The following is a 17,228-nucleotide window of genomic DNA, read 5'->3' on the forward strand; positions in this document are numbered from 1 at the left end:
TCAAATGTCCTCTGGATTTATACCCATTTCTCGGAGTTTTTCTGAAAGGCGATCGGCTTTTTGCTGTACTAACTCTTTCTCCTGTCGTTGTTGTTCCATTTGTTGTCGTTCTTGTTCCATTTGTTGCTGCGCTTGTTCGATTTGTCTTGATAACTCCACATAAGACAAAAACTTTAGTCCGTCAGGACGATAAATTTCTAAATCTCCCGATGCAGTTTCAAAACGTGTCTGCAAACGCGGACTTACCCAACCCTCCATTGATTCAATATAGTTGAGTTGTCCGTCACTTCGCACCCAACCCATTAACTCATTATCCTTTAAATCGTAGAAATAACATTCTTCAACTCCATAATTATCGTAAAACTTAAAAAGCTTAAACATTGCTGTCATTCGGTTGCCGGGGGAGATGATTTCAAAGACAACTTGTGGCGCAATATTATCTTCAAGCCACTGTTGGTAGGAACCTCTGTCACCTTTGGGTCTGCCAAAGACTACCATAGTATCAGGTGCTTGGCGAGTTTTGTTATCTCCTTCGACGGGATACCACAGCAAATCCCCTGCTACAAAGACATTTTCGTTGTCTTTGAATAAGGCATCTATTCCACCTTGAAGTTTTACTATTAATTGGAACTGTTTGGTATTGTCAGACATGGGTTTTCCGTCGCTGTCTGGGTAGATGATTTCTGGCAAAGTTTGAGAGGGAATTGTTGTTGTCATGGGGATGACTCCATTGCTAGTAGCATCAATTTCTATTTTATATCTATTTTATAGGACTTACGCAGGGGGCCCAGAAACCGGGTTTTTCACGAAAATACTTCGTTGCAATCGGCAGATTAGGTAAAAAACCCGGTTTCTTTGTCGGAGTGCGTAAGTCCTGTTTTACTTATTCTGGTTTTGTTGACACCAATGGTTCTAATAAATTGCGTTCTTCTATGGGAAGTTCTAGCAAAACTCGTCTGTCGCCCTTTGTTTCCTTATAGCGGGCAGCCGCTTTCAGCAGGCGGATGGGAATTTGGAATTCGTCGTCGTTGCTGGTTAGTTCTTGCCACAATTCTAACCAAGTGCGTGCAGCTTTGTCGCTTACCATTTCTGACATTAGCGCGGGGATGTTTCGCACGATTCCCTGTCCTAAGACTGAGAGATATTCGTATTTTTTGTAAACTGCAATTAGGCTGATAATGCGAGTTTTAGTTATCGGATCGTGCGTGTTTGCGAATAGGTTGCGGATAATTAAATTGGCATATTCAGAACTAACTTCATCGTCTGATTCAATGCGTTGGAATGCGTCGTCTAAGGCGGCGATGCCTTCATCCCAACGATTTAATCCGAGAATGGCAATGGCGCGATGGAAGAAGACATATGAATATCGATCACCAAGTTCGATCGCTCGATCGTAAGATACTAATGCTTCATCATAGCGTTTGAGGCTCTTGAGTACAATGGCTCGTAAAACCCAAACATCCCGATCATTTTCGCCAAGTTCGATCGCCCTATCGTAAGTTTCTAAAACTTCATCGTAGCGTTTGAGGTGGGTGAGTACAATGCCTCGTAAAACCCAAAAATGCAGATTATTTTCGTCAAGCTCGATCGCCATATCGTAAGATTCTAAAGCTTCATCGTAGCGTTGGAGGTTGTAGAGCACATAGCCTCGCTTAGCCCAAGCCGACTGATTATTAGCATCAAGTTTGATCGCCATATCGTAAGCTTCTAAAGCTTCTTCATAGCGTTTGAGGTCGTTGAGTACATTGCCTCGGTTAGCCCAAGCCAACTGATTATTAGCATCAAGTTCGATCTCCCTATCGTAAGATACTAAAGCTTCATTGTAGCGTTTGAGGTTGTAGAGCAAATAGCCTCGTAAAGGCCAAGCCCACGGATAATTGGTATCAAGTTCGATCACCTTATCGTAAGATGCTAATGCTTCATCATAGCGTTTGAGGTTGTAGAGTACACTCCCTCGATTAGCCCAAGCCCACGGATAATTGGTATCAAGTTTGATCGCCCTATCGTAGGATACTAAGGCTTCTTCATAGCGTTTGAGCTTATGGAGTACATAGCCTCGCTTAGCCCAAGCCAACTGATTATTAGCATCAAGTTCGATCGCCCTATCGAAAGATGCTAAAGCTTCATCGTAGCGTTTGAGCTTATGGAGTACATAGCCTCGTAAAACCAAAGCCGACAGATCGTTGGGGTCAAGTTCGCTTGCCCTATCAAAGGATGCTAAACCTTCATCATAGCGTTCGAGATGGTCCAAGCAACGTCCTTTTTCTAACCAATCCCGTGCCTTACCACGAATTGCCACCAGTTTATTTGCTAGATTCAAAGCCGAAACATAGTCTTTCTTCTTTTTGCAATTTTCAATTTCTTGCACGCAAGCTGCCACGCGAGAGTCTTCACAATCCTCTGTTGTCCGTGGCTGAAGCGCACGCAGCAGATATTCTCGCTCAACTAGACTATTAGGCGGTAATGTTTCCAGATTTAGCTGATACTTAAAATGACTTATTTCAGAGCTAAGATCAACTAGCTCTTTCCCGATCGCACTAAAATTTACTCCCAAGCGCTCCAATCGCTGTTTCAATTCTTCTTTCGTGTACCACAACCGCAAAAAATCCACAATTAAACTAATCGGCTCGCCCCGATGCTTCTTCACATCCATGCAAAAGCGCATCAGCACTTCTTGAAGTTCATAATACGACTCGCGCCCGATCGATTCGCTCGTCACATAACCCATTCCTGACAGTTGTTTGAGTTGGCTCGATGCTGTCTGATGCGTCATAAAACAGCGTTGGGCAATCTCTTTAACCATGACAGCCCCGCGTCGATCGCACAAAAATTCAACTATCTTTCTTTGCTGCGGCGAAAGCCAAGCCATCCGCGCCTGATAGTAGGGCGTCAATTCATCCAGGGTTTGCAAAAACGGTTTTACAAGTCGATCCAGCGAGTCGCGAGTCAGAAATTCCGCAAAAATCATATAAACGCGGTGGTTGCCGCCAGCCAAGTGATGGATGGCTTCGATTCGAGAACGTCCCTTTGGCGTTTCTATGAATAACTCTAGTTCTTTGTTGTCCTCTAATTTAGCGATATTTTTCAATAAGCCGACAACTTGCTCTAAATTTAGCTTTTCTAAATAATGGAGATTGAAAAAGTTGTAGAAAGGCGCTTTTTTATTGTCAATTCCTTTGAATAAATGCTGAGATGTCGCGAAAATCGTACAGAAATGATAAGTTTCTAAATAGTCTCGGAATTGCTGCTGCCCTCTGTCGGCCAACCCTTCAAACAAATCATCCAGATTTTCTACAAGTAAAAGCAGAGTGCGATCGCCCGCAAAATCTTTCAGCAATTCTGCTGCTATCTGTTGAGCGCTATCGGGCGATTCACCGTAAAGCGATTCTACCCGATCAAACAATTCAGCCTTGTATTCAGCCGGATATTCTGATTGGAGTGATCGCAAAATTCGCAGGAGCAAATCGAGAAACGACGTGACGCCCCACTCTTCCTCCCGCAACCAAGCAATCAGCACTTTTTCCTGAAAATCCTCCATTTTGGAAACGCGGTGATACATTAGCGAGACTAAGTGCGTCTTCCCAATACCTCGCATCCCAATCAATAGGTGATGCTGCTTGATTGGCTTGAGGATGCTCAACCGGATTGACTCGACTAGCTCGTTTGCCAAATCGTGACGCTGCACCAACATCTCCTCTAAATCTTCGTGCTTCATCAGACTGGGCGTGAAGCGAGAGACAAGTGTACCTTTCATACTGTCAACCCCCTAGATAGTAACTGGGAACGAGAAATTATGGTGGCTCCGTTTTCGATAAAATGCTTGTTGTACAAGGTTTTGAAAGTTTGTAAGTTTAATTTACCATATATTTTATAAATGTACGTTATTTCTATTGTATATTTTTTAAAGCAGTGTTAGACTGCCCTTAACAAGCAAACAAGCGCCCCTAGCTGTAACTAGAGACGCTTTCGATCGCTTATCAGTTTTTGGGAGCCACTGGCTGCAACCAGTAGCACTCTGATGTTGTTTATGGTCTATTTAGACCGAGGATTTCTCATGACTAATTATAACAGCGAACAGCTCAATCTGTTCACCCAGCCGATCGCAGTTTTGGTGGAAATGGGCTGCAATGTTGAACGTGCCGCCGAATTAGTAAAATGCTCACCAAACTCAATCTACTTCCCGCTAAGGCAAAATAAGCCGTATTTGCGGGAGGTGCCCACAGGTACATGGCAAGTTTACTCTACAGGCAAAAAAGATAGATCAATTCTTGTGAATGTTGCCTTCATTTATTCTCCACAAGATAAGTATTGGAGACTTGCTTGAACTCAAATCTCAAGGCTGCGTTAGTCCAAAGCTTAACGCAGCCTTCTGCCTCTTCGGTTGCTCAGGAAAACAGCAAGCAGAGCCTCCAAATCTGCGTCCCCAGGCAGAGCCGGGGAACAAGAAAAAATCTGAAAAATATTCCTTAAGACTTGTTACAATACACAAAACTTCATACTTTCCCCAACACTGGATGACCTTTTTCAACGCCTCCGAACCCCTAATCCGCAGCAAACAGGAACATCTCGACGTACAAGACCTCGAAGGCCTGTTGCAACTCCGCTGGCAAATTGGAAATATTACTCTTTTCTCAGGATTTTATACCCGCATCGACCAAACTTTTCTGCTTTGGGGTTTGGTGACAGGGGGGATTTTTTTTACGGCTCAGTTTGTCCCTATCAGTTGGAGCTTTCAGGCGATTCTGTGGTCAAGTTTGACTTTAGTTGGCACTGCGGCAATGGCTGTTTTGACTTTGTTTTGGGTAAGAGTCGAGCGTGTTAGCTGGATTCTTTACTCTTGGGCGATTTTGATGATAACTGGTTTGGTTCTGACGGATTGCAGTATTTTTGCCGGTTGGGGAGGTTTGTTGCTGCATCTGTGCGATTTGTGGTTGGGGTTGAGCGCGATCGGCTATTTGTTGACGGGATTAGGTTTGCGATCGCGCACTTTTCTCCTGATTGGACTAACTCATTTATTTAGCATCCCTCTATTAACTTTTGTTGCACCTTGGCAATATCTAACCACAGGCATAATTATGGCGGGCTGTTTGTTGTTATTGTCCGAATTGCAGTGGGATATGCGATCGCCGATCGACAATAGTTTGCTCAGCGCAGAACAGAAAGAATTTAACAAAATTCAACAGCAACTGCGACAGAGTGGCGCGATTGTATCCAAATAAATCACAAATGTAAAGAATTCTGTAGCACTGCTGACACTTTCCACAAATCGTACACAATAGTAAAGATACAGCATCAATAAAAAACAAACTTTAACCAGAACAGGTGTTTTGCTGTTTTACCTGTGAATCGCCAACCTTAGGGGAACGGTGTCCGGGAGGCGACGGGCTAACAATGCTGTACTTGCGACGAGAAAAGTTAATTCCGGTTGAGAGTAGTTGTTAAAACAAAAAAAGTGGTGCAGGGTTTTTACCGTTTCCCCTGCTTCGCAGTCTCTGAGGAGAGGCTAAACCCTCTACTAGAACAGCCCGACGAGATTGACACAAGTTTTGACAGTTCCTCAGACCGATTTTTAAGTTCAGTATTTAAGAAAATTGAGTAAATGCTCGCTTAGGAGCATTGCAGGACTTAGGATTAAATAAGTCCTGCTTTAGTTTGGGAAATTTAAGTTATGTTTTACTCTGACGTGCGTTTTCGCAATATTTCCCTTACTTCCATTAAAATCTGGCCCAACATATTTTTGCCGGTGCCATCTTTACCGCAACCCCAATAGTAATCAATAGGGGAATTTTCGACTATTTCCTCATCGCCAGTAGCTAGTAAAATTTCTCTAATTTCGGGATGAGTTTCAAATTTGCGGAGTACGGCTTTTCGCATGATATCATCTTTTACTTTTTCCCAATCTTTACGGAGGGGACGAGAGCGATCACGTCCCCTTTTTGCGGCATCTTTCGGTGTTTTTGCGTGGCGAATTTGGTCACAATGAGCCGTTTTGGGAAACTTTTGTGCTTGAAAATAATGCTCGGTAGTTGGCCAATATTCTCCGTCTAACTCGAATCCATGACTGGAAAAATTAGAAAAACAGCCGTATTCGCTGGCAGTGGTGTAGAAGTAGATAGCCATAAAGTCTGCGATTTCAATTTCGTTAATAATCTTGGTTTATCGTCAGTTTTACCTCTGTGGATTATCCACTATCTTCAACCGCAAATCAATAGTTTCAAGATGGGAACCGATGTAAGACAGCAGGGCGTAGATGAATACGATCACCCCTACCATTTCCAAAATTTCCTCAACACAAACCATCAAACCGTATATCAAGTTTCGTTTAGTTACCGCATCTGCATAATAGCCAGTAACCATTTCCATGCCAAGTGCTCCACCCACATATATACTGCCTGCTAGTAAGAAAAAGTCCCTTGTTTTCCGGGGTAGGTGCCGGAGAAACTTGAGATAAGCCAGCGCAGTAACCCCAACAAAAATCGCCCCAGGAATTACCCAAATGAAGTAAAAAATTCCCCCTAAATTCAGTGCCTTTCGCAAGTCGTTAATAATTAATATTTCGTGCAGACTCAATATTTCATCTAAAGAAAAAAATACAAACATCAACGCCAGCGCTTTCCAGTGTCCAAAATACCGATCGCCCTGCTTCTTCTTAGCACTAGCAATAATACCTAGCAAAATCGCGCAAAACAGCAAAGTAAATGACGAGTACCACGAAGGATAATTTATTTCTCTGTCTAAGTTAAACAAACTAATCCAGCGTTCTTGATAGTTAAAACCGTAGCGCAGAACTTGTACGATGCAACCAGCAACAGCAAAGAAGAGCACCCAAATGCTGAGAGAGAAAGCAACTCTCTTCGGCGAAACAGAAATAATGAATTTCATCAAGTTTTTGATAAACTAGAACAAGCAAAATCAAACTATAAAGTAAAAAGTTAAAAATGGCAATAGCGGCGCAATCCGCCCCCTCGGATTTTTATCTACAAAAAATTACCAATCACTGACAATGCACGTTCAAATTGAAACTTTCACTGTCCGCAAGCGGTTTGCCCTTACCATCAGCCGCGGTACAACAGCCCAAAGTACGAATTTATGGGTAAAATTAGCACACGAAGGCATCGAAGGTTGGGGAGAAGCTTCGCCGTTTTCCACAGGTTCTCGGCCCCAAAGTACCGAAATTCTGCTAGCTGCATTGCAGGAAGTCGCACCGCTGCTAGAAAAGTTTACTCCGTTCGATCGCCAAAAAATCGAACAAGTATTAACAGAGGTCAACTTACCCTCAGCCGCCCGCGCCGGCATCGACATGGCAATGCACGACTGGCTGGGCAAAAAAGCAGGCTTGCCGCTGTGGAAAATGTGGGGATTAGATCGATCGCGCATCGTCCCCACCTCCGTCACAATCGGCATTAATTCCCCCTCTGGTGCAAGAGAAAGAGTGCGCGATTGGTTTGGCAAAGATCCAGCAGGTATCAAATACCGCGCCGTTAAGGTTAAATTAGGAAATCCCGCAGGAATCGAAGCCGACAAAGCTATGTTAATAGCAGTGCTAGAGGAAGCACCACCTAACCTTAAAATCAGTGTAGATGCTAACGGCGGTTGGAGCTTAAACAGCGCGATCGAAATGTGTCGCTGGCTGGAAAAATACCCGATAAATTATGTCGAACAGCCGCTTTCACCCGTCGCCGATATGGATGAATTATCAGAACTGTACCGTCAATCGCCCCTGCCAATTTTTGCGGATGAAAGTTGCTTTAATAGTTCCGATATACCCAAGTTAGCGCACTGCGTCCACGGCATCAATATCAAAATGATGAAGTCAGGGGGATTGACTGAAGCAATGCGGATGATTCACACAGCAAAAGCCTGCCATTTGCAAGTAATGTTTGGCTGCTATTCAGATAGCGCGATCGCAAATACAGCAGCAGCACAACTTTCACCCCTAGCTGACTATTTGGATTTGGACAGTCACTTAAATTTATTAGACGATCCTTTCACAGGTGCGATCGTCGAAAATGGGTGTTTGCTGCCAAACGGGCGATCGGGATTGGGAGTGCAGCTAGTTGAGATTGTAGAATAGAAGTATCGCTCAAAACACATCTGGAGATAGTATGATGCCAGTGGAATCAATAGGAGAGCAAATTGATAGAGAAGCCAAGCTTTTCTTTGAAGAACACAAGCCACCGACTGATTTAATTTTTGATGATGGTGCAGAAATGGAAAGCAACCGCCACCGTATAGCAATGACCGTTTTAATCCGTTCCGTAGAACAAGGTTTAGCTAACCGAAACGATTTTTTTGTCGGTGGCAATATGTTTATTTATTACAGCGCTAAACAGATTCGGAATCAGGATTTCCGAGGCCCGGATTTTTTCGCTGTGTTGGGTGTTGACAGCAATACTTCCCGACAAGGCTGGGTAGTTTGGGAAGAAAACGGACGTTACCCGGATGTCATTGTGGAACTGCTGTCGCCGTCAACGGCAAATCAGGATACAGGCAAAAAAAAGGATATTTACGAGCAGGTTTTTAGAACTCCTGATTACTTTGTTTTCGATCCTTTCGAGCCGAATTCTTTGCAAGGATGGCGTTTAGATGCCAACCTGCGCTATCAGCCGTTAGTGCCCAACGAGCAGGGTTGGCTGTGGTGCGAAACGTTAGGTTTTTGGTTGGGCACTTGGGAAGGAATTGTCGATCGAGAAACAGCGACTTGGGTGCGTTTTTTCGACGAATCTGGCAATTTAGTTTTGTTGCCGGAGGAAGCCGCTCAACAACAAGCGGAAGCCGCTCAACAACAAGCGGAAGCCGCTCAACAGCAAGCGGAACAGGAACGCCAGCGAGCCTCGCGACTAGAGGCCAGATTGCGAGAATTGGGAGAAGATCCGAATGATCTTACCCTGAACCAATAATCCCAAATCACAGCTAACACCAATCGATTTTAGATTTTAGATTTTAGATTTTAGCTTCAATCTAAAATCTAAAATCGCCCATATCAAAAGTGAACCAATGACTAAAAACTATCCGATCAAAAATGGCAAAGTGGCTATCCTGCTGCACGAGGGAATTCTCGGTTCTTCCGGCAAAACAGGTTTAGCCTTTTTGCGCTACAGCGAAGCACAAATTGTAGCAGTAATAGACAGCCAATGTGCCGGACAATCTTTACCTGAATTAACTGGCATTCCTCAACAAGTACCGATAGTTGCTTCCGTTGCAGAAGCACTGCAATTTGCGCCGAATATTCTGCTAATTGGTATCGCTCCTTCCGGCGGTGTTTTGCCTGCTGAGTGGCTGCCAGAAATTAATCAAGCGGTAGCAGCAGGTTTGTCAGTGGTCAACGGTTTGCACGCGCAACTTGCACCTTTGATAACAGTTTCTTTAACCGAAAATCAATGGATTTGGGACGTGCGTCAGGAACCGAAATCTGTCGGTGCGATCGCCTCTGCCGCCGCCACTAAATTAAGTTGTCGCCGCGTATTAACTGTCGGCACAGATATGAGCGTTGGCAAAATGTCAACCAGTCTGGAACTCAATCGCACTTGCTTGCGGCGGGGTTTGCGTTCCAAATTTTTAGCAACTGGACAAACGGGTTTAATGATCGGAAATGAAGGCCTTCCTTTGGATGCCGTGCGAGTTGATTTCGCCGCTGGTGCTGTCGAACAAATGGCGATCAAATTGGGTTCTGAATGCGATATTCTGCACGTAGAAGGGCAAGGTTCGCTATTGCATCCAGGTTCGACGGCGACTCTGCCGCTGTTGCGGGGTTCGCAGCCAACTCACTTAATTTTAGCCCACAGAGCCGGACAAACTAGCATTCGCAATCACCCCCACGTATCGATTCCTAAGTTATCGAAAGTGGTCGAATTGTACGAAATGTTAGCTGCCGCAGCAGGTGCTTTTGCAGGGGGAAAAGTGAGCGCGATCGCCCTCAACACTCATCACTTAAATGAGGCAGATGCGCTGTTAGCAATAACTGAAGTTGAAGCAGAAACGGGGTTGCCTTGTACCGATCCGGTAAGGTTTGGTGCGGAGGTGTTGTTGGAGGCGATCATCGACAGTTGATCTGCTACACTAAATTACAACTAGCAAATCGCTACAGAAAACTATGACACAATCACTTCAAGCAAAAATACTAACACTGCGTGAGGTCAAAACCAAATTTAACTTGCAACTTGCAGAAGACGAGCAATTTTTCCCGGAGTGGATTGACGATTTACCAGAAATTACTGATGAAGAAAAGCGATATCTAGACAAAGTAAAGGCTGGCTATACTAACAGTGCCGAGTACCCCATGATAGAAGATACCGTAAAAATGGTGGTACTGGCTCCCTTGCTATTTTTAGCAGGTTTCTTCTTGACTCCCTTTCACATAGAGTCAGAAAAATCGGTGGAACTGGTTACAGTGGATGAAGATATACTTGTCAGAGGAAGCATTGATATTCTGCTTTTAATGGAATCTTTTTGGGTTGTGGCAATCGAAGCCAAGCGAGCTCAATACTCCCTTGAGACAGGACTTCTGCAGCTACTGTTGTATATGCTGAGTAACCCCAATCCAGACAGACCAACTTTTGGGCTTCTGACAAATGGCAGCAACTTCAGATTCCTTAAATTGATTAAACAAGACACTCCGCAGTACGCTTTATCTTATGAGTTCGTAATCGATCGCGCCCAAGACTTTTACGAGGTATTCCGCATTTTTAAACGAATCGCTGCTGTAGTTACCAACTATAACTAATGATTGATAATTCTTGTTCATTACCGTCTGAATGCGCCATCCGCCCGGCCTGTGCTCAAGACATCAAATCAATTAGAATGTTAGTGTGGGGCGCCAAACTCGATCCAACTCAGTTGCGCTGGGAGCAATTCTGGGTCATCGAATGCGAGGGAAAATTGGCAGCTTGCGGGCAGTTGCGGAACTTTGCGGGCGCGCAAGAATTGGGCAGTTTGGTGGTGGCGAAAGGTTGGCGCGATCGAGGTTTGGGAACCTACCTCACAAAATATTTAATTCAATAAGCTACAGAATCGCTATATTTAGAATGTTTGGGAAAGCGGCTCGCATCATTTTATACTCGCTTTGGCTTCAGAGAAGCTGCATGGCAAGAATTGCCGCAGTCGCTTAAATTCAAGTTCGGTTTGTCTCAATTAGCTAAAACTTTATTCAGAATTCCTGTAACAATTATGCAGTATCAAGCAGGTTCTCTATAATTATGACTTGTATGAATTTAAGATTCTGAATTTATGAATGGATTTTAAGTTCGACCTGTTCAATAATTGGATAACAAGGTGCGATCGACCTGCATCGATCAAACACTCCTACCGCCTCCTGATATCTGCGTCAATCTCGATCGCCTATTGTCTATGCCTAAATAGGTAGGTACAAATCAACATCGCATGGGCAGGGTGGGTGAGTTGCCAAGTTTACTTGCTGATATCACCGATCCGCTTACGGGCCCCTAATGGCGCACAGGGTGTCAGAAACCGGGTTTTTAGGGGTTTGGTGCGTAAGTCACGGACTAGATATGTATGGATATTCCGGATTGGGCGATGGAGACTGCGTAAGTTCATAATTCACCGTTCGCGGTAGTCCAGTTGGCTAAATTGGCACAGCTAGAAGCCTGATAGCTAGGCAAAAACCGTTGCAAAACCGTTGTTTGCAGGTTGGAAAGTGTCCTGTGCCAGTACCAGACTCGGAAAGTGGACTGGCGATCGCACCAAAGACATTCGACTCCTGGCAAATTAGTAAATGTAAAGCAAGGGAGTCACAACCCAATCAAAACATAAAACCCAAAAATAAAACATTTTCACAGCAGCAGTAATGCGGAATCAGACAATCTCTAATGTAGCTAACCACATCTACCCTTAAGGTAAATCCCCCCAACTACTCAACCATTAAATCCTTAATTCAATACCTCGGAATTACTGGATTTATACTCCCTGCAACCGCTTCTGAAATCCCCTCAACATTTCAAAAATTCTTGGCCTTTTATCCTGATAAAACCACGGAAGGCAAGAACAATGAAATATCAAGGCAATCAATCTTAACAGAGGAAATGCAGCCTCTCAAATAGCATAAACAGACAATTACACATCCATATATTTTAACACCACAGGAGTAAATATCATGTTCAACGTAGTAAAAGCTTTCGGCTCGATTTTCTCTACCCAAGGATACAGCGCCGCTAACAATATGCTCATCAAAAATTACGTCAACACCAATTTTAACTATTTCAACGAAGAAGCAGTCGTCGATGAATCGATTTACCCGAATCAAACAGGTCGCGTCCGCTTTCAAGGTAGCTGGTGGCCCGCACGGTGCGATCGCCAAATCACCCTAACACCGGGAGACACCGTTTATGTCATCGGCGTTGACAACATCACTCTGTTAGTTTCCCTCGCTCCCGCAGACTAAATCAGAGCATGAACAACCTGGTCATACATCTCAACCAGGAAATGCTACTTTTCAAAGAGCATAAATAGGCGAGTAAACTTCAATATATTTTAATACAAAAGGAGTCAGGAAAATGTTCAACGTAATAAAAGCTTTCGGTTCAATTTTTTCTACTCACACCTACAGCACAGAAAAGAATATGTTAATGGATAACTACATCAACACCAATTTTAACTATTTCAACGAAGAAGCTGTCGTGGATGAATCGATTTACCCGAATCAAACAGGTCGCGTCCGCTTCCAAGGTAGCTGGTGGCCCGCACGGTGCGATCACCAAATCACCCTCACACCGGGAGACACGGTTTATGTCATCGGCGTTGACAACATCACTCTGTTAGTTTCCCTCGCTCCGGCAGACTAAATCAGAACTCGATCCAAACTGCCTAACTTTTAACACCCATATCTGATTTCGGCAGGGTTTATGCAAATAAACCCTGCCTTTTATATGCTTAAATAAGTTGAGACACATACTAGCCATATTTAAACCAGTGAACTTTCAATCAGTTATTGCCACCTTAAACAAATTCTGGAGCGATCGAGGATGCCTGATCGCCCAATCCTACGACACAGAAAAAGGTGCAGGAACCATGAATCCCCACACCTTTCTCAGAGCAATCGGCCCCGAACCTTGGTCAGTCGCCTACATCGAACCCTGTCGCCGCCCCACCGACGGACGCTACGGCGAAAATCCCAACCGCTTCCAACATTACTATCAATATCAAGTTTTAATTAAACCCTCTCCTCCCAACATCCAAGACATCTATTTAGACTCCCTCCGAGCATTAGGAATTTGCCCAGAAGACCACGACATTCGCTTCGTAGAAGATAACTGGGAATCGCCCACCCTCGGAGCTTGGGGCGTGGGCTGGGAAGTCTGGCTCGATGGTATGGAAATCACCCAATTTACCTACTTTCAACAGTGCGGTAGCATTGACTGTCGCCCCGTCTCCATTGAAATTACCTATGGACTAGAACGCCTAGCAATGTATCTCCAAGAAGTCGATGCCATGACGAAAATTCAGTGGAAAGATGGCATCACTTACGGCGACGTTCACCTGCAAGGAGAAATAGAACAGTGTACTTATAACTTTGAAGCTTCTAATCCAGAATTGCTGTTTACTCTCTTTGGATTGTACGAGCAAGAAGCCGAACAATTGACCAAAAAAGGATTGGTTTTGCCTAGTCTTGATTATGTGTTAAAATGTTCTCACACATTCAATTTACTCGACGCTAGAGGTGTGATTTCGGTAACGGAAAGAACCCGCTACATCACCAAAATTCGCAACTTGGCGCGGCGCGTTGCTCAGCTTTATTTGGAACAGCGCGAAAAGCTTGGTTTTCCTTTAGAAAAATCTGTAAAAGTTTGAGTTTTAGTTGGTGGGGCGGGCATCTTGCCTGCCTCAACAACGGGCAAGATGCCCGTTCCACGAAGGTCATATTTTTAATTAATTAAATGCCTAATTATTCGGAAAATAATACAGAAACAAATCCTCAACTGCGAATTGAGGGTGTAAGCTTGAAAACACCGATCGCCTCAAGCTACTTATTGGAAAATATCTCGTTTCAGGTACAGAAGGGATCTTGCGTGGCAATTGTTGGCCCTTCAGGTGCGGGGAAAACAACGCTGTTGCGGTTGCTAAATCGCCTCAGCAGTCCCACCAGCGGCTCGATTTATCTGGAAAATACAGAATATCGCCACATACCTGCGATCGAACTCCGCAAACAAATCACCCTCATCCTGCAAGAATCCAAGCTTTTGGGAATGTCGGTGCGAGAAGCATTGGCTTATCCTTTGAAGCTGCGGGGGGTGGCTGCATCAAACATTGCTGAGAGAATTAGCGGGGCGATCGAACAACTGCACATACCCCAAGAATGGCTCAATCGCAGCGAATTCCAGCTTTCCACAGGCCAAAAACAGCTTGTGGCGATCGCCCGCGGCATCATCCTGCAACCAAAAATCTTGCTTTTAGACGAGCCAACATCCGCCCTAGACGCCGGAAAAGCCGCCCACCTTTTGCAAGTATTGACACAGCTAACAAACGGCCAAACCACAATTGTAATGGTAAACCATCAATTAGAATTAGCCGAGCAATTTAGCACGCGAATTCTGCATTTACAGCGCGGAAAGCTGATCGAAGACTCGCCCTCTCATCAAATAAATTGGGTGCAACTGCGGCAAAATTTAATCCAAGCAGAAGCAGAAGCCCAACAAGAATGGTAAACAAGCTCAAAAACACTTTCTGCGACGGGTTGCGTAATTAATTTGGATGTTTTAACCGCAGAGGGCGCAGAGGGCGCAGAGAAAGAGAAGATAAGAGGGAAAGAGAGAAGTTTACAAGTTGTTGAGGATTGCTAGAGAGAGAGACAGTCAGATATTAGCTTTGGGAATGTTGTTTAATGTTGGCATTTGTGATTTTACACTAAATCCCTAGTGCGAAATTAAACCCATTTTTTGATAAAGTGGTCGGACTAAGTTTTTTAAAGCTGGCAACTGTTTGGTAAAAATTATCGAGCCTAAAACACAAATTATACCTCCAATGATGACTGTGTTGGGAGCGCCGATATAATTGGCCAATCCGCCGGCAACTAAATTCCCAAACGGTGTCACTCCAAAAAATGCCATCGTGTATATGCTCATCACTCTTCCGCGTTTGTCGTCTTCCACAATTGTTTGCAAAAATGTGTTTCCTCCTGCAAATTGCAAAATGAAACCAAACCCCACGAACAACATCATGATTAATGACAGCCACAAGACATGGGACAAACCAAAACCTATCAGTCCGAATCCCATAATTGCCGGTGAAATCGCAATCCATTTGCCGAGGCCAACTACACTTTTGCGCGAAATCAAATAAATCGCCCCCCCAAAGGCTCCGACTCCTGAAGATGCCATCAAAAAGCCGAGGGTTTGGGCGTCGCCTTGCAGAATTTTGGTGGCAAAAATAGGGACTAAAACTGTGTGGGACATTCCGGCAAAACTGACTAATGCTAATAGCAGTAAAATTGCTCGAATCGGGGGAAACCCGAAGGCATAAACGAATCCTTCTTTTAATCTTTGTAAGGGTTTGGTATTAGTGGCGGCAATTTTTCGGGATTTGATCTGCATCGCTAATAAGCCTGCAATTACAGCGATGTAGCTGAGTCCGTCAATGAGAAAGCAATAACTTGCCCCGACTGTAGCTATCAGCAAACCTGCAATTGCTGGGCCGATTAATCGGGCGCCGTTGAACATGGAAGCGTTGAGGGCGATCGCATTTGCTAAATCTTCTTTCTTTTCTACAAGTTCCGGCACAAAAGCTTGCCGTGCCGGCGCGTCAAAGGCGTTAATTGCACCTTGGAAGAAACTCAGTACCACGATCTGCCAAATGTTAACGACTCCTGTTAGGGCTAAAAATGCTAGCGCTAAGGATTGAACCATTGCTAATATTTGAGTGGCAATTAGGACTCGGTGGCGGTTCCAGCGATCGATTAAAACTCCTGCAAAAGGCAGTAAAATTAATGTGGGTATTTGACTTGTAAATCCCACCACACCGAGCATCCAAGGTGAATCGCTCAAATTGTAGACAAGCCAAATAGTAGCGACTTGCGTCATCCAATTCCCAATTAGGGAGATGCCTTGTCCTGCAAAAAACAGGCGATAATTTCTCGATCGCAGCGCTGGAGGAATTGGTATTGTTTTGATTTTTGCTAGTAGATTCATGCTGCAAGTACGGCTAGAGCAAGCCTATTTGATTTGTAAACATTTTTTAGGGGTAGCACCCCTGGACCTACCCCTAATTAGCGAAGGGCAACCATCGGGGGACTGCCCCTAGACTCATTATTACGAATCATTGAGAATTGCGATATGAGCCGAAGGTTCTATTTTACAACTCCCGAAAACCAGGATTTAAGTATTGTTAAATTTTTGCCCGTAGCAAAACGATCGCCACATTTAAATTTTTCTGTCGCGATCGCTTGACTAACGAGAAATTCCTTCCCCGAACTCTTTCCTCAATTAATGCTCAACAGCCAAGTGCCGAGGTAACGCAGCAAGGGTACGTCACCGGGGGTGCGGATGCGGACGTTGAAATGGTACATTCCGCCGGGAGATGGGTTTCTGACGTTGGAGAGTACAACCTCAACATTGTTGCCTGCAGGAATTGGTTCTTTGGGATAAATTTCTATGAATCGATTTTCTTTGTCCCAGATTACTTCTTGCAATTCTATTGTTTTGTCTTTGACGCGCACTTTAATGTCTTTTTGGTCAAATTCGCCTTTGTAGTAGTCTGGATAGGATATGTTCAGTTGGGCGATCGCCAAAGTTACTTTTTTGGAAGGAATTCGCAGCCGATATCTATCGCCACTCATCCCCGGTGTACCGTAATCCAAGCGATAGCTTAATTGGTTGGCACGATCGGGGCCGCCGAAAATCGTGAATCCTGGCATGGACTGGGCTAAACTGATGGCGGGTAATCCAGCCACCAAGCAACCTGTAACCGCTAGTGCTGAAAATAATCGTCGCATAACAACTCCTCTAATTAAACTCTTGGTGAACCTTAAATATTGCTCGCCCGAAATTTGCGATCGTGCCTACAATATATCGAATGTCTCAGCAATTTGATGAGGGCGATCGCCGGCTGAGGTCACTTTTTTTTGCGTAATTTTTGCGTAATACTGATAACAGACATTCAAACTACAGAAGTAGGCGACATAAAATTATATCATAATCGGTGGCAAACTTAACCATTTAGCGAATTTGAATGTATAAGATAAGTTAAAGATACGGGTCGAATTTGAGCGATCGGCTTTAGTA

Annotated in this window: 17 protein-coding genes; 11 read left to right on the forward strand and 6 right to left on the reverse strand. The window is 44.3% G+C overall.

Features of this window, described 5'->3' with window-relative positions:
• Positions 1–717: a Uma2 family endonuclease gene (locus QUA90_RS06720; RefSeq protein ID WP_333444522.1), complete on the reverse strand. Its 717-nt coding sequence runs from the start codon at positions 715–717 to the stop codon at positions 1–3.
• Between the two features lie 166 nt (positions 718–883).
• Complete coding sequence (locus QUA90_RS06725) at positions 884–3,754, reverse strand: tetratricopeptide repeat protein (protein WP_333444524.1); 2,871 nt, start codon at positions 3,752–3,754, stop codon at positions 884–886.
• Positions 3,755–4,054: 300 nt separating this feature from the next.
• Between QUA90_RS06725 and QUA90_RS06730 the strand changes: the two genes are divergently transcribed.
• The gene (locus QUA90_RS06730; protein ID WP_333444526.1) at positions 4,055–4,324 is read left to right on the forward strand and encodes a hypothetical protein; all 270 of its coding nucleotides are present in this window, start codon (positions 4,055–4,057) and stop codon (positions 4,322–4,324) included.
• A gap of 190 nt (positions 4,325–4,514) precedes the next feature.
• On the forward strand, positions 4,515–5,219 hold the full coding sequence (locus QUA90_RS06735) for a hypothetical protein (protein WP_333444529.1): 705 nt from the start codon (positions 4,515–4,517) through the stop codon (positions 5,217–5,219).
• Positions 5,220–5,673: 454 nt separating this feature from the next.
• Here QUA90_RS06735 and QUA90_RS06740 read toward each other — a convergent pair whose 3' ends face one another.
• Together QUA90_RS06740 and QUA90_RS06745 are read right to left on the reverse strand one after the other, a co-directional pair.
• Complete coding sequence (locus QUA90_RS06740) at positions 5,674–6,120, reverse strand: NADAR family protein (RefSeq protein ID WP_333385499.1); 447 nt, start codon at positions 6,118–6,120, stop codon at positions 5,674–5,676.
• Between the two features lie 48 nt (positions 6,121–6,168).
• Positions 6,169–6,882, reverse strand: a complete 714-nt coding sequence (locus QUA90_RS06745; protein ID WP_333444531.1) for a hypothetical protein — start codon at positions 6,880–6,882, stop codon at positions 6,169–6,171.
• Positions 6,883–7,003: 121 nt separating this feature from the next.
• Here QUA90_RS06745 and QUA90_RS06750 point away from each other — a divergent pair, with 121 nt between their 5' ends.
• The 9 genes from QUA90_RS06750 (at position 7,004) to QUA90_RS06790 (ending at position 14,657) form a co-directional block, all read left to right on the forward strand.
• Positions 7,004–8,074, forward strand: coding sequence for a dipeptide epimerase (locus QUA90_RS06750; RefSeq protein ID WP_333444533.1), 1,071 nt, complete (start codon positions 7,004–7,006; stop codon positions 8,072–8,074).
• 31 nt (positions 8,075–8,105) lie between these two features.
• Positions 8,106–8,900 (forward strand): Uma2 family endonuclease, encoded by a 795-nt coding sequence (locus tag QUA90_RS06755; protein WP_445300095.1) that lies wholly within the window; start codon positions 8,106–8,108, stop codon positions 8,898–8,900.
• Between the two features lie 97 nt (positions 8,901–8,997).
• On the forward strand, positions 8,998–10,050 hold the full coding sequence (locus QUA90_RS06760) for a DUF1611 domain-containing protein (RefSeq protein ID WP_333444535.1): 1,053 nt from the start codon (positions 8,998–9,000) through the stop codon (positions 10,048–10,050).
• A gap of 43 nt (positions 10,051–10,093) precedes the next feature.
• Positions 10,094–10,723, forward strand: a complete 630-nt coding sequence (locus QUA90_RS06765) for a restriction endonuclease subunit R (RefSeq protein ID WP_333444537.1) — start codon at positions 10,094–10,096, stop codon at positions 10,721–10,723.
• Positions 10,723–11,001, forward strand: coding sequence for a GNAT family N-acetyltransferase (locus tag QUA90_RS06770; RefSeq protein ID WP_333444539.1), 279 nt, complete (start codon positions 10,723–10,725; stop codon positions 10,999–11,001). The genes QUA90_RS06765 and QUA90_RS06770 overlap by 1 nt, the downstream gene beginning before the upstream one ends.
• A gap of 1,108 nt (positions 11,002–12,109) precedes the next feature.
• Positions 12,110–12,397 (forward strand): NfeD family protein, encoded by a 288-nt coding sequence (locus QUA90_RS06775; protein WP_333238460.1) that lies wholly within the window; start codon positions 12,110–12,112, stop codon positions 12,395–12,397.
• Positions 12,398–12,509: 112 nt separating this feature from the next.
• Positions 12,510–12,797, forward strand: a complete 288-nt coding sequence (locus tag QUA90_RS06780) for an NfeD family protein (RefSeq protein WP_333331070.1) — start codon at positions 12,510–12,512, stop codon at positions 12,795–12,797.
• A 127-nt stretch (positions 12,798–12,924) separates the two neighbouring features.
• Positions 12,925–13,803 carry a glycine--tRNA ligase subunit alpha gene (gene glyQ / locus QUA90_RS06785; RefSeq protein ID WP_333226794.1) on the forward strand — a complete coding sequence of 293 codons (879 nt, stop codon included), beginning with the start codon at positions 12,925–12,927 and terminating at the stop codon, positions 13,801–13,803.
• Positions 13,804–13,889: 86 nt separating this feature from the next.
• The gene (locus tag QUA90_RS06790; protein WP_333444541.1) at positions 13,890–14,657 is read left to right on the forward strand and encodes an ATP-binding cassette domain-containing protein; all 768 of its coding nucleotides are present in this window, start codon (positions 13,890–13,892) and stop codon (positions 14,655–14,657) included.
• A gap of 207 nt (positions 14,658–14,864) precedes the next feature.
• Here the strand turns inward: QUA90_RS06790 and QUA90_RS06795 are convergent, their stop codons facing one another.
• Both QUA90_RS06795 and QUA90_RS06800 read right to left on the reverse strand, forming a co-directional pair.
• Positions 14,865–16,136: an MFS transporter gene (locus QUA90_RS06795; RefSeq protein ID WP_333385513.1), complete on the reverse strand. Its 1,272-nt coding sequence runs from the start codon at positions 16,134–16,136 to the stop codon at positions 14,865–14,867.
• A gap of 290 nt (positions 16,137–16,426) precedes the next feature.
• Positions 16,427–16,939, reverse strand: coding sequence for a DUF2808 domain-containing protein (locus QUA90_RS06800; RefSeq protein WP_333331062.1), 513 nt, complete (start codon positions 16,937–16,939; stop codon positions 16,427–16,429).
• Positions 16,940–17,228 lie beyond the last annotated feature (289 nt).

Source organism: Microcoleus sp. D3_18_C4, from assembly GCF_036702355.1.
In the GTDB taxonomy this organism is placed as follows: Bacteria; Cyanobacteriota; Cyanobacteriia; order Cyanobacteriales; family Microcoleaceae; genus Microcoleus.

Bases quoted from the DNA above. Each gene is read 5' to 3' on its own strand.
- QUA90_RS06720 (WP_333444522.1), bottom strand. From the start codon at position 717: ATGACAACAACAATTCCCTCTCAAACTTTGCCAGAAATCATCTACCCA.
- QUA90_RS06770 (WP_333444539.1), top strand. From the start codon at position 10,723: ATGATTGATAATTCTTGTTCATTACCGTCTGAATGCGCCATCCGCCCG.
- QUA90_RS06745 (WP_333444531.1), bottom strand. From the start codon at position 6,882: ATGAAATTCATTATTTCTGTTTCGCCGAAGAGAGTTGCTTTCTCTCTC.
- QUA90_RS06725 (WP_333444524.1), bottom strand. From the start codon at position 3,754: ATGAAAGGTACACTTGTCTCTCGCTTCACGCCCAGTCTGATGAAGCAC.
- QUA90_RS06790 (WP_333444541.1), top strand. From the start codon at position 13,890: ATGCCTAATTATTCGGAAAATAATACAGAAACAAATCCTCAACTGCGA.
- QUA90_RS06750 (WP_333444533.1), top strand. From the start codon at position 7,004: ATGCACGTTCAAATTGAAACTTTCACTGTCCGCAAGCGGTTTGCCCTT.
- QUA90_RS06795 (WP_333385513.1), bottom strand. From the start codon at position 16,136: ATGAATCTACTAGCAAAAATCAAAACAATACCAATTCCTCCAGCGCTG.
- QUA90_RS06800 (WP_333331062.1), bottom strand. From the start codon at position 16,939: ATGCGACGATTATTTTCAGCACTAGCGGTTACAGGTTGCTTGGTGGCT.
- QUA90_RS06775 (WP_333238460.1), top strand. From the start codon at position 12,110: ATGTTCAACGTAGTAAAAGCTTTCGGCTCGATTTTCTCTACCCAAGGA.
- QUA90_RS06730 (WP_333444526.1), top strand. From the start codon at position 4,055: ATGACTAATTATAACAGCGAACAGCTCAATCTGTTCACCCAGCCGATC.
- QUA90_RS06760 (WP_333444535.1), top strand. From the start codon at position 8,998: ATGACTAAAAACTATCCGATCAAAAATGGCAAAGTGGCTATCCTGCTG.
- QUA90_RS06740 (WP_333385499.1), bottom strand. From the start codon at position 6,120: ATGGCTATCTACTTCTACACCACTGCCAGCGAATACGGCTGTTTTTCT.
- QUA90_RS06735 (WP_333444529.1), top strand. From the start codon at position 4,515: ATGACCTTTTTCAACGCCTCCGAACCCCTAATCCGCAGCAAACAGGAA.
- QUA90_RS06765 (WP_333444537.1), top strand. From the start codon at position 10,094: ATGACACAATCACTTCAAGCAAAAATACTAACACTGCGTGAGGTCAAA.
- QUA90_RS06780 (WP_333331070.1), top strand. From the start codon at position 12,510: ATGTTCAACGTAATAAAAGCTTTCGGTTCAATTTTTTCTACTCACACC.
- QUA90_RS06755 (WP_445300095.1), top strand. From the start codon at position 8,106: ATGATGCCAGTGGAATCAATAGGAGAGCAAATTGATAGAGAAGCCAAG.